9 protein-coding genes are annotated in these 12225 nt (G+C 70.4%); all 9 read right to left on the bottom strand.

Annotated elements, in window-relative coordinates:
* Nucleotides 1-60: 60 nt before the first annotated feature.
* Nucleotides 61-1071: a polyprenyl synthetase family protein gene (locus ABIA32_RS25775; protein WP_370100043.1), complete on the bottom strand. Its 1011-nt coding sequence runs from the start codon at nucleotides 1069-1071 to the stop codon at nucleotides 61-63.
* A 221-nt stretch (nucleotides 1072-1292) separates the two neighbouring features.
* A complete protein-coding gene (nuoN, locus tag ABIA32_RS25780; RefSeq protein ID WP_370100046.1) occupies nucleotides 1293-2921 on the bottom strand; it encodes an NADH-quinone oxidoreductase subunit NuoN in 1629 nt (542 codons plus the stop codon).
* Between the two features lie 11 nt (nucleotides 2922-2932).
* Nucleotides 2933-4525 (bottom strand): NADH-quinone oxidoreductase subunit M, encoded by a 1593-nt coding sequence (locus ABIA32_RS25785; RefSeq protein WP_370100049.1) that lies wholly within the window; start codon nucleotides 4523-4525, stop codon nucleotides 2933-2935.
* On the bottom strand, nucleotides 4522-6420 hold the full coding sequence (gene nuoL / locus ABIA32_RS25790) for an NADH-quinone oxidoreductase subunit L (RefSeq protein ID WP_370100052.1): 1899 nt from the start codon (nucleotides 6418-6420) through the stop codon (nucleotides 4522-4524). Before nuoL ends, ABIA32_RS25785 begins: the two co-directional genes overlap by 4 nt.
* Before the next feature lie 19 nt (nucleotides 6421-6439).
* The gene (gene nuoK, locus ABIA32_RS25795) at nucleotides 6440-6739 is read right to left on the bottom strand and encodes an NADH-quinone oxidoreductase subunit NuoK (RefSeq protein ID WP_037605876.1); all 300 of its coding nucleotides are present in this window, start codon (nucleotides 6737-6739) and stop codon (nucleotides 6440-6442) included.
* Entirely contained in the window at nucleotides 6736-7614 is an 879-nt protein-coding gene (locus tag ABIA32_RS25800; RefSeq protein WP_370100055.1) for an NADH-quinone oxidoreductase subunit J, read from the bottom strand. Before ABIA32_RS25800 ends, nuoK begins: the two co-directional genes overlap by 4 nt.
* Nucleotides 7611-8189 carry an NADH-quinone oxidoreductase subunit NuoI gene (gene nuoI / locus ABIA32_RS25805; protein ID WP_370100058.1) on the bottom strand — a complete coding sequence of 193 codons (579 nt, stop codon included), beginning with the start codon at nucleotides 8187-8189 and terminating at the stop codon, nucleotides 7611-7613. The genes ABIA32_RS25800 and nuoI overlap by 4 nt, the downstream gene beginning before the upstream one ends.
* Nucleotides 8182-9522 (bottom strand): NADH-quinone oxidoreductase subunit NuoH, encoded by a 1341-nt coding sequence (nuoH, locus tag ABIA32_RS25810; protein WP_370100061.1) that lies wholly within the window; start codon nucleotides 9520-9522, stop codon nucleotides 8182-8184. Before nuoH ends, nuoI begins: the two co-directional genes overlap by 8 nt.
* A complete protein-coding gene (locus tag ABIA32_RS25815) occupies nucleotides 9519-12143 on the bottom strand; it encodes an NADH-quinone oxidoreductase subunit G (RefSeq protein ID WP_370100064.1) in 2625 nt (874 codons plus the stop codon). The genes nuoH and ABIA32_RS25815 overlap by 4 nt, the downstream gene beginning before the upstream one ends.
* Between the last annotated feature and the right edge of the window lie 82 nt (nucleotides 12144-12225).

The raw sequence follows: 12225 nt of genomic DNA on the forward strand, positions 1-12225 counted from the left end.
ATCTTAGAAGAGCCGCATCGTACGCAGTGCTGGATCGTGCGGAGTGCTGGATCCGGAGTGCTACATCGTCCGCAGCGCCACCGCGTCGCACAGGCCTTCCAGCGCGGCCTTCGCCCCGCAGTCCGGCAGCGGGCCGAGCAGCGCGCGGGCCTCCTCCGACCAGCGGAGCGTGGCCTCGCGGGCCTGGGCCAGCGCCGGGTGCGCGCGGAGCAGCGTCAGCGCCTCCGCGTGCAGCGCGTCGTCCTCCAGCGGGCCGGCCGTCAGCTCGCGCAGCCGCAGGTCACCCGGGACGGACGGGTCAGGCTCGGAGGCGCGCAACAGCAGCACCGGCAGCGTGGGGACACCCTCGCGCAGGTCCGTGCCGGGCGTCTTGCCGGACTCGTGGCTGTCGCTGGCGACGTCGATCACGTCGTCGGCGAGCTGGAAGGCGGTGCCGATCCGCTCGCCGAACTGAGTCAGTATCTCGATGACCGTCTCGTCCGCCCCGGCCAGCAGCGCGCCCAGGTGGCAGGAGACGGCGATCAGCGAGCTGGTCTTGCCGGAGAGCACGTCGAGGTAGTGCCGGACCGGGTCGTCCTCGGGGCCGGGGCCCGCGGTCTCCAGGATCTGGCCGGTGACCAGCCGCTCGAACGCCTGGGACTGCAGCCGGACCGCCTCCGGGCCCAGGTCGGCCAGGATCTGCGAGGCGCGGGAGAAGAGGAAGTCGCCGGTCAGGATGGCGATCGAGTTGTCCCAGCGCGCGTTCGCGCTGGCCGTGCCGCGGCGCACGGCCGCCTCGTCCATGACGTCGTCGTGGTACAGCGTGGCCAGGTGCGTCAGCTCGACGACGACGGCGGCCGGAACGACACCCGGCGCGTTGGCGTCACCGAACTGGGCGGCCAGCAGGGCCAGCAGCGGACGGAAACGCTTGCCGCCCGCGTAGAGCAGGTGCTGTGCACCGACTGTAATGAACGGCACATCGCTCTTCGTGGCCTCGACGAGCGCCTGCTCGACGGCGGCCATGCCCACCTGGACGTCGGCCTCCAGTGCCTGGTCCTGCACGCTCAGCCCGAAGGGCCCCACGACGGTCACCGGGAACACTCCTGTCGCTGGTCGAGAGGGTGGCGAAGAGAAGCCATCAAGGGCAGCGTATCCGGTCCGTAGTGGATCACGGAGCGCGCCCGGCCTACTGAACTCAGCAGGCCGGGCGCGCTCCCGGATTCACCGGCGGATCACTGACTGTTCACTGCGCTCGTGTCACTCCATGAGGAACTCCGCACTCCACGAGGAACTCTGCAGTTCACGAACTCTCGTCACTTCACGAAGAGCGACGCGTGGTTCGCCAGGGACAGGAACCACGAGGGCAGCACGCCCAGCACGATGGTGACCACCGCGCCCAGGGCGATCGCCGTCCCGGTCAGCACGCTCGGCACCGCGACGGTCGGACCGTCGGGACGCGGGTCGGAGAAGAACATCAGCACGATGACCCTGATGTAGAAGAACGCCGCCACCGCCGAGGACAGCACACCGACGATGACCAGCGGCGTCGCGCCACTCCCCGCCGCCGCCTGGAAGACCGCGAACTTCCCTGTGAAGCCCGACGTCAGCGGGATGCCCGCGAAGGCCAGCAGGAACAGCGCGAAGACCGCCGCCAGCAGCGGCGAGCGCCGCCCCAGCCCGGCCCAGCGCGACAGGTGCGTCGCCTCGCCGTCCGCGTCGCGCACCAGGGTGACCACGGCGAAGGCGCCGAGCGTCACGAAGGAGTAGGCGGCGAGGTAGAAGAGGACGGCCGACAGGCCGCGCTGGTCCAGCGCGATCACGCCGGTCAGGATGAAGCCGGCGTGCGCGATGGACGAGTACGCCAGCAGGCGCTTGACGTCCGTCTGGGTCACCGCGATGACCGCGCCGGCGACCATGGTCAGGATCGCCACGCCCCACATCACCGGCCGCCAGTCCCAGACCAGGCCCGGGAACGCGACGTAGAGCAGCCGCAGCAGCGCGCCGAAGGCGGCCACCTTGGTCGCGGCGGCCATGAAGCCAGTGACCGGTGTCGGCGCCCCCTGGTAGACATCGGGGGTCCAGGCGTGGAAGGGGACCGCGCCGACCTTGAAGAGCAGGCCGACGCCGAGCATGGCCAGACCGATCAGCAGCAACGCGTCGTTGCCGGTGGTGCCCGCCAACGCCGGGGTGACGACCGCCTTGCCGGAGACGACGTCCGCGATCCCGCTCAGCTGCACGGTCCCCGCGTAGCCGTAGAGCAACGCGAGGCCGAAGAGGAAGAACGCCGAGGAGAAGGCCCCGAGCAGGAAGTACTTGACCGCCGCCTCCTGCGAGAGCAGTCGGCGACGCCGCGCCAGGGCGCAGAGCAGGTAGAGCGGGAGGGAGAAGACCTCCAGCGCCACGAACATCGTCAGCAGGTCCGAGGCGGCCGGGAAGAGCAGCATCCCGCCCACCGCGAACATGGTCAGCGGGTAGATCTCGGTCGTCGCGAAGCCGGAGTTCGCCGCCCGCTTCTCCGCGTCGCTGCCCGGCACGGCCGAGGCCTGCGGCGCGAAGGAGTCCACTGCCCCGCCGGTGCTGGAGCGCGGCTCCAGCCGCCGCTCGGCGAAGCCGAGCACGGCGACGACGGCGACCAGGGCGATCACGCCCTGCAGGAACAGCGCCGGCCCGTCGACGGCCACCGCGCCCATCGCGGCGAGGTGCGCCTTGGTGGTGGCGTAGCCGTCCAGGGCCAGGTAGAGGATCAGCCCGAAGGCCACGAACAGACCCGCCAGCGCGATGCCGACCTGCGCGACGTAGCGCTGCTTGCGCGGCACGAAGGCCTCCGCCAGCACGCCGACCAGCGCCGCGCCGAAGACGGCCAGCATCGGCGACAGCTGGAGGTACTCGATGTGCGGCGCGGTGATCGGGGGAACCGTCGCCGCGAGGCTGGTCAGATGCAAAGCCGGCGCACTCACTGCCCGCCTCCGATCGCGTTGATGTGCGGTGCCGGGTCGGTCCGGCCGACCTGGGAGAGCGTGGTGCCCACCGACGGGTTGACGATGTCGGTGATCGGCTTCGGGTAGACGCCCAGCACGATCAGCAGCGCGATCAGCGGGGCGACGACGACGAGCTCGCGCGCCTTCAGGTCGGACACGCCCTCGTTGCCGGGCTTGACCGGGCCTGTCATGGTGCGCTGGTAGAGCACCAGCACGTACAGCGCGGCCAGCACGATGCCCGCCGTCGCCACGATGCCGATGGCCGGGTACCGCTCGAACGTCCCGACGAGCACCAGGAACTCACTGACGAAGGGCGCGAGCCCCGGCAGCGACAGTGTCGCCAGGCCGCCGATCAGGAAGGTCCCGGCCAGGATCGGCGCGACCTTCTGCACCCCGCCGTAGTCGACGATCAGCCGGCTGCCGCGCCGCGACATCAGGAAGCCCGCCACCAGCAGCAGCGCGGCCGTCGAGATGCCGTGGTTGACCATGTAGAGCGTCGCGCCCGACTGGCCCTGGCTGGTCATCGCGAAGATGCCCATGATGATGAAGCCGAAGTGCGAGATCGACGCGTAGGCGATCAGGCGCTTGATGTCCTTCTGCCCCACGGCCAGCAGCGCGCCGTAGATGATGCCGATGACCGCCAGCACCATGATCGCCGGGGCGAAGGTCTTGCTCGCCTGCGGGAACAGCTGCAGGCAGAACCGGAGCATCGCGAAGGTGCCGACCTTGTCGACGACCGCCGTGATCAGCACCGCCACGCCCGCCGTGGACTCGCCCATCGCGTTCGGCAGCCAGGTGTGCAGCGGCCAGAGCGGCGCCTTCACGGCGAACGCGAACATGAAGCCGAGGAAGAGCGCGTTCTCCGCCACCGGGGAGAAGCGCAGCGTCCCGGCCTGCAACGCGTCGGTGATCTTCACCAGGTCGAAGGTGTGCGTGATCGTGTAGAGACCGATCACCGCCGCCAGCATGACCAGGCCGCCGAGCAGGTTGTAGAGGAGGAACTTGACGGCCGCGTAGCTGCGCTGCCGCGCGTCCTCCCCCTTCGTCCGGTCGCCGAAGCCGCCGATCAGGAAGTACATCGGGATCAGCATGGCTTCGAAGAACACATAGAAGAGGAAGACGTCGGTCGCCTCGAACGACAGCACCACCATCGCCTCGACCGCCAGGATCAGGGCGAAGAAGCCCTGGGTGCGGCGGTTCCGCTCGAAGGTGCCGGAGTCGTCAGCGACGGGGTCCGCGTCGTGCCAGGAGGCCAGCATCACGAAGGGCACCAGCAGCGCCGTCAGTAGGATCAGCACCACGGCGATGCCGTCGACGCCGACGCTGTAGCCGATGCCGAACTGCGGGATCCAGCTGTGGTACTCGGTCAGCTGGAACCGCGCCCCGTTCGGCTGGTACCGGACGACGGCGACGACGGCCAGCACCAGCGTCGCCAGCGCGAAGCCAAGCGGGATGACCTTGTTCCGGTCCCGGCGCTTGGCGTCGGTGGCCGGGGGCAGCGCGGCGGTGAGGATCGCCCCGACGGCCGGCAGCGCCGTCGTGACAGTCAGAAGGGGAAATGAGCTCATGCGACGGCCCTCATCAGGAGCGTGGTGGCGGCCAGCACCAGCGCGCCGCCGAACATCGACAGGGCGTAGGAGCGGACATAACCGTTCTGCAGCTTGCGCACCCGGCCGGACGTCCCGCCGACCAGGGCCGCGATGCCGTTGACCAGGCCGTCCAGGCCCTTTGCCTCCAGGTAGACCAGGAAGCGGGTCAGGTGCTCGCCGCCGCCGACCAGGACGACGTGGTTGAAGTCGTCCTGCAGCAGGTCCCTCCTGGCGGCCCGGGTGAGCAGCGAACCCAGCGGCGGCACCACCGGGACCGGCTTGCGCCCGTACATCAGCCAGGCGACGCCGACGCCGAGGACCAGCACCACCGTCGTCGCAATGGTCACCGTCGACGTGCTCAGCGGCGAGTGGCCCTCCGCATAGCCGGTGACCGGGGTCAGCCACTTGACGAACGAGTTGTTCAGGCTGAACAGGAAGCCCGCGGAGACCGAGCCGACCGCCAGCAGCGCCATCGGAACGCCCATCACCATCGGCGACTCGTGCGGGTGCGGCTCGTGGCCCTCGGCGTCGGGCTGCCAGCGCTTCTCGCCGAAGAAGGTCATCAGCACCACGCGCGTCATGTAGAACGCGGTGACCGCGGCGCCGACCATCGCGGCCGAGCCGAGGATCCAGCCCTCGGTCCCGCCATGGGCGAAGGCCGCCTCGATGATCTTGTCCTTGGAGAAGAAGCCGGACAATCCAGGGAAGCCGATGATCGCCAGATACCCGAGACCGAAGGTGGCGAAGGTCAGCGGCATGTACGTCCGCAGCCCGCCGTACTTCCGCATGTCGACCTCGTCGTTCATGCCGTGCATGACCGAACCGGCGCCGAGGAAGAGCCCGGCCTTGAAGAAGCCGTGCGTCACCAGGTGCATGATCGCGAACACGTAGCCGATCGGCCCGAGCCCGGCGGCCAGCACCATGTAGCCGATCTGCGACATGGTCGAGCCGGCCAGCGCCTTCTTGATGTCGTCCTTCGCGCAACCGACGATCGCACCGAAGAGCAGCGTCACCGCGCCGACCACGACCGTGGCCAGCTGCGCCGTCGGCGCCAGGTTGAAGATGACCGACGAGCGGGTGATCAGGTAGACGCCCGCGGTCACCATGGTCGCGGCGTGGATCAGGGCCGAGACCGGGGTCGGGCCCTCCATCGCGTCGCCGAGCCAGCTCTGCAGCGGCACCTGGGCCGACTTGCCGCAGGCTGCCAGCAGCAGCATCAGCCCGATGCCGGTCAGCGTCGCCTGGGTGGCCCCGCTCGCGTGGGCGAAGACGGGGGTGAAGGCGAAGGTGCCGAAGGTGGTGAACATCAGCATGATCGCGATCGAGAGCCCGACGTCACCGACGCGGTTGACCAGGAAGGCCTTCTTGGCCGCGGTCGCCGCGCTCGGCTTGTGCTGCCAGAAGCCGATCAGCAGGTAGGACGCGAGACCCACGCCCTCCCAGCCGACATACAGCAGCAGGTAGTTGTCGGCCAGCACCAGCAGCAGCATGGCCGCGAGGAAGAGGTTCAGATAGCCGAAGAAGCGGCGCTTGCGCTCGTCGTGCTGCATGTACCCCATCGAGTACATGTGGATCAGCGAGCCGACGCCCGTGATCAGCAGCACGAAGGTGATCGACAGCTGGTCCAGCTGGAAGCCGACCTGCGCCTGGAAGCCGCCCACCGGCACCCAGGTGTACAGGTGGTCAGTGACCGGCCGCTGCGCGACCGGACGGCTCAGCATGTCGAAGAAGAGCGTCAGCCCTACGCCGAAGGAGGCGAAGGCCGCGGCGGTGCCGAGCCAGTGCCCGACGCCGTCCAGGCGGCGCCCGCCGAGGAGCAGCACGGCCGCTCCCAGCAGCGGCACCGCGACCAGTACGGGGATGAGATTGTCCACGGTCAGTCAGCCTCCGCCGCTACAGCTTCATGAGGTTGGTGTCGTCGACCGAGGCCGAGTGACGGGTGCGGAAGACACTCACGATGATGGCGAGACCGACGACCACCTCGGCCGCGGCCACCACCATGGTGAAGAAGGCGATGATCTGCCCGTCCAGGTTGCCGTGCAGCCGGGAGAAGGTGACCAGGGCCAGATTGCAGGCGTTGAGCATCAGCTCGACGCACATGAACAGCACGATGGCGTTGCGCCGGACCAGGACGCCGACGGCGCCGATGGTGAACAGCAGGGCTGCCAGATAGAGGTAGTTGACCGGATTCACTTCGACTCCTCCACCTCTCGCGACTCCTGCTGCTCCCTGGCCTCGAGCTGCTTGCCCTCGACGTGGGCGAGTTCGGTGCCCGCGCGCTGCTTCGGGGTCTTGCGGCCGAGCCAGCCGGCCGTGCCGGACTCCAGCTCGCCCATCCGCCGCAGCAGATCACCGCCGAGCTGGCGCATCTGGCCGCGCTGACGCAACGTCGGGTTGACGCTGATCTCGGCCGGCGTGCCGTCCGGCAGCAGGCCGGGCGCGTCCACCGCGTTGTGGCGGGCGTAAACGCCGGGCGCCGGCAGCGGCGTGACCTGCGTGCCCAGCCGGACCCGCTGCTCGGCCAGCTCGCGCTGGGTCTGCCGGACCTCGGTGGCCTCGCGGTGCGTCAGCACCATCGCGCCGACCGCGGCCGTGATCAGCAGCGCGCCGGTGACCTCGAAGGCCCAGACATACTGCGTGAAGATCAGCCGGGCCAGGCCCTGGACGTTGCCGCCCGCCGCCTCGTTCGCGGCGCCGACGCCGGTGAAGTGGCGCAGCTTGGCGTTGGCGATGCCCGCGATCAGCAGCACCCCGAAGCCCAGCCCGCCCAGCACCGCCGCGAAGCGCTGCCCCTTCAGCACCTCCTTCGCGGAGTCGGCCGAGGTGACCCCGACCAGCATCACGACGAAGAGGAAGAGCATCATGATCGCGCCGGTGTAGACGACGATCTGGACGATGCCCAGGAACACCGCGCCCTCGGCCATGTAGCAGATCGCCAGCGCGATCATCGTCCCGGCCAGGCTGAGCGCGGAGTGGACCGCCTTCTTGCTGAGCACCATGCCCAGCGCCCCGCCGACCGCGATCACCGCCAGCACCCAGAACTGGACGGCCTCCCCGGTGGAGGTCATGCCGTCACCTCGTGTTCTTCTCCGAGTTCGCCCTTGCTGTGGGCGACCTGCTGCGCCGTGCCGGGCGCCGCCTCGGTGACGTGGCCCTGGTAGTAGTCGCGCTCGTCCATGCCCGGGAAAATCGAGTGCGGCGAGTCGACCATGCCCTCGGTCAGCCCGACCAGCAGCTGCTCCTTGGTGAAGATCAGCGACTCGCGCGAACTGTCGGCCAGCTCGTACTCGTTGGTCATGGTCAGCGCCCGCGTCGGACAGGCCTCGATGCAGAGACCGCAGAGAATGCAGCGGGCGTAGTTGATCTGATAGACCCGCCCGTACCGCTCGCCCGGCGAGTAGCGCTCCTCGTCGGTGTTGTCCGCGCCCTCGACGTAGATCGCGTCCGCCGGGCAGGCCCACGCGCACAGCTCGCAGCCGACGCACTTCTCCAGCCCGTCCGGGTGGCGGTTGAGCTGGTGGCGGCCGTGGAACCGGGGCGCGGTGGGCTTCTTGTACTCCGGGTACTGCTCGGTGAGGCGCTTCTTGAACATGGCCTTGAAGGTCACGCCGAAGCCTGCGGCGGGTCCGAGAATGTCAGGCACCGTCGTCTCCCTTCAGTGCAGAAACGGTCTGGTTGCTCTCCTGGCGGGAGGGCCTGCGCGGCACGGCCGGGAGCTGCTGCCCCGGCAGCGGCGGGACGGGGAAGCCGCCCGCCATCGGGTCGAACGCGCCCTCGTCGGCGGACACCGCCGGTGACGTGTCCTTCTTCGGCCGCAGCATGTCGACCAGGATCGACAGCAGCAGCACGGCCACCACCCCACCGGCGACGTAGAGCACGACGTGGCCGAAGTTGTAGCCCTGGTTCCGCAGCGCCCGGACGGTGGCCACCAGGACCAGCCAGACCAGCGAGACCGGGATCAGCACCTTCCAGCCCAGCTTCATGAACTGGTCGTAGCGGAGCCGGGGCAGCGTGCCGCGCAGCCAGATGAAGACGAAGAGCAACAGCTGGATCTTGACGATCAGCCAGAGCATCGGCCACCAGCCGTGGTTGGCCCCGGCCCAGAAGGCGCTGATCGGCCACGGCGCCCGCCAGCCGCCCAGGAACATCACGCTCGCGACCGCCGAGACCGTCACCATGTTGATGTACTCGGCGAGCATGAAGATCGCGAACTTCAGCGAGGAGTACTCGGTGTTGAAGCCTCCGACCAGCTCGCCCTCGGCCTCGGGGAGGTCGAAGGGCGCACGGTTGGTCTCGCCGACCATCGACACGAGATAGACGATGAAGCTGACGGGCAGCAGGCAGGCGAACCAGGTGTGCTGCTGCGCGTCCACGATCGCCGACGTCGACATCGAGCCCGCGTAGAGGAAGACGCCGGCGAAGCTCAGGCCCATCGCGATCTCGTAGGAGACCATCTGCGCCGCCGAGCGCAGCCCGCCCAGCAGCGGGTAGGTCGAGCCGGAGGCCCAGCCCGCCAGCACGATGCCGTAGATCCCGATCGACGCTGTGGCCAGGATGAACAGGATGCCGACCGGCAGGTCGGTCAGTTGCATCGTGGTCCGGGTGCCGAAGATCGAGATCTGGTGGTCGGCCGGGCCGAAGGGGATCACCGCGAAGGCCATGAAGGCCGGAATCGCGGAGAGCACCGGGGCCAGGATGAAGACCACCTTGTCGGCCCCGCTGACGACCAGGTCCTCCTTGAGGGCCAGCTTCACGCCGTCGGCGAGGCTCTGCAGCAGGCCCCAGGGGCCGTGCCGGTTCGGGCCGATGCGCAGCTGCATCCAGGCGACGACCTTGCGCTCCCAGACGATGGCGAGGAGCACCGTCAGCACCAGGAACGCGAAGCAGAACACCGCCTTCAGCAGCACCAGCCACCAGGGGTCGAGGCCGAAGAAGGAGAGGTCCTCGGCCGCGAGTTGCACCGAGTGAGGCGTCATCGCTGCTCTCCCATGTCCAGCTGCTCCATGCCCAGCTCCTCCATGCCTGTGCTGTCCATGCCCGTGCTGTCCATGCCCGTGCTGTCCATGCCCGTGCCGTCCGTGCCGTCGCCTTCCGGCTGGGGGGCCAGGCCCAGCGCCACGATCCGCCCCGGCGTCGCGCCCAGCGCCCGCGCGGCGCTGCCGCTGTTGCTGTTGCTGTTGCTGTCACCACTGTTGAGCGGAATCCAGACCACCCGGTCCGGCAGCTCCGGCGTGATCGCCAGCGGCAGCGTGACGCTGCCCGCCGGGCCGGTCAGGGTGAGCGGCGCGCCGTCGGCGACGCCGACCTCCGCCGCCGTGGCGGGCGAGAGGCGGGCGACGGCCGGGTGGCGGGTCCCGGCGAGGGCGGTGTCGCCCTGCTGGAGCACGCCGTTGTCCAGCAGCTGCCGCCAGCCGGCCAGCACCGCCTCGCCCGCGCTCGGGCGCGGCAGCGGACGGGCCAGCTCGATCGGCGCGTCCATCCGCTCGCCGCGCCAGGGCCCGAGTGCGTCCAGCTCGCGGCGGGCGGCGGTGACGTCCGGCAGGCCGAGGTGCCTGTCGAGCGCGTCCGCCAGCATGTGCAGCACCCGCACATCGGCGTTGAGGTGGCGCTGCGTCATCTGGTCCGGCTTGAGCGCGGCCTCGAAGAGGCGGACCCGGCCCTCCCAGTCCAGGAAGGTGCCCGCCTTCTCCGCGACCGCCGCGACCGGGAACACGACATCCGCGCGCTCGGTCACCGCGCTCGGCCGCAGCTCCAGACTGACCAGGAAGCCGACGCGGTCCAGCGCCGCCTCCGCCGCCGCCGGGTCCGGCAGGTCGTCGGTCTCGACGCCGCCGACGACCAGCGCCTCCAACTCGCCGCTGTCGGCCGCCGCGAGGATGCCCGCCGTGTCCCGGCCGAAGCCGGGGGGCAGCTCGGCCAGTCCCCAGGCCGCCGCCGTCTGCCGACGCGCCTCCGGGTCGGACGCCGGGCGACCGCCGGGCAGCAGGCCCGGCAGCGCGCCGACCTCGACCGCGCCTCGCTCGCCCGCACGGCGCGGGATCCAGGCCAGCTTCGCGCCCGTGATCCTGGCCAGCCGCAGCGCGGCGCTGTAGCCGCCGGGCGTCCCGGCCAGGCGCTCGCCGACCAGCACGATCGCGCCGGGCTCGCGCAGCCTGCGCGCCGCCTCCCCGGCCGCGCCGTCGAGGGGCTCGCCCTCGGCCAGTGCCTCCAGCCACTCCGCCTCGGTGCCGGGCGCGGCCGGAAGCAGGGTTCCGCCCATCTTGCCCAGCCCGCGCGAGGCGTGCGTCGCGATCGAGTAGACCGAAGCCCCGCGCGTCCGCGCCGCCTTGCGCAGCCGCAGGAAGACGATCGGCGACTCGTCCTCGGGCTCGAAGCCCGCGAGCAGCACGGTCTTCGCCGCCTCCAGCGCCGCGTAGTCGACGGCTCCGCCGCTGAGCATGCCGCCGCCAATGCCACCGCCGTCCAGGTCGACCCCGCGTCCGGCGACGGCGGCGGCCAGGAACTCCGCCTCCTCCGCGCTGTGCACCCGGGCCCGGAAGTCGACGTCGTTGCTGCCGAGCGCCACCCGCGCGAACTTCGCGTAGGCGTACGCGTCCTCGACCGTCGACCGGCCGCCGACCAGCACGCCCGCCCGCTTGCCCGCGAGCCCGCGCGCGGCGGCGGCCAGCGCCTCCGGCCACGAGGCCGGCTCCAGCACACCGCTCTGCGCGTTGCGCACCAGCGGCGTCTTCAGCCGGTCCGGCAGCTGGGCGTAGCGGAAGGCGAAGCGGCCCTTGTCGCAGTTCCACTCCTCGTTCACCGCCGGGTCGTCGCCCGCCTGGCGGCGCATCACCTTGCCGCGCCGGTGGTCGGTCCGCGTCGCGCAACCGCTCGCGCAGTGCTCACAGACGCTCGGCGAGGAGACCAGGTCGAACGGCCGCGACCGGAACCGGTAGGCCGCCGAGGTCAGCGCGCCGACCGGGCAGATCTGGATGGTGTTGCCGGAGAAGTACGAGCGGAAGTCGTCGCCCTCGCCGATCCCGACCTGCTGGAGCGCCCCACGCTCCACCAGGTCGATGAACGGGTCACCGGCGATCTGCTCGCTGAAGCGGGTGCAGCGCGCACAGAGCACGCAGCGCTCGCGGTCCAGCAGCACCTGGGTGCTGATCGGCATCGGCTTCTCGTACGTCCGCTTCACGCCCTCGAAGCGGCTGTCCGACTGGCCGTGCGAGAGTGCCTGGTTCTGCAGCGGGCACTCACCGCCCTTGTCGCAGACCGGGCAGTCCAGCGGGTGGTTGATCAGCAGCAGCTCCATGACGCCGCGCTGCGCCTTCTCCGCGACCGGCGAGCTGAGCTGGCTGTGGACCACCATGCCGTCGGTGCACTCGATGGTGCAGGAGGCCACCGGCTTGCGCTGGCCCTCCACCTCCACGATGCACTGTCGGCAGGCCCCGACCGGGGCCAGCAGCGGGTGGTCGCAGAAGCGCGGGATCTCGACGCCGACCTGTTCGGCGGCGCGGATCACCAGGGTGCCCTTCGGCACCTTGACCTCGACTCCGTCGATGGTGACGGTCAGCAGGTCGGTGGCAGTGCCCTCTTCGGGGACCGTCGCGGTCACGCCAGCACTCCGTTCTCACTCGCGGGGTCTAGGTCACCGGGACGGCCGTCGCCGTGCGGTTCTCGGTCGTCGCCCGGATCGT

The organism is Streptacidiphilus sp. MAP12-20 (assembly GCF_041262525.1).
Taxonomy (GTDB): Bacteria; Actinomycetota; Actinomycetes; order Streptomycetales; family Streptomycetaceae; genus Streptacidiphilus.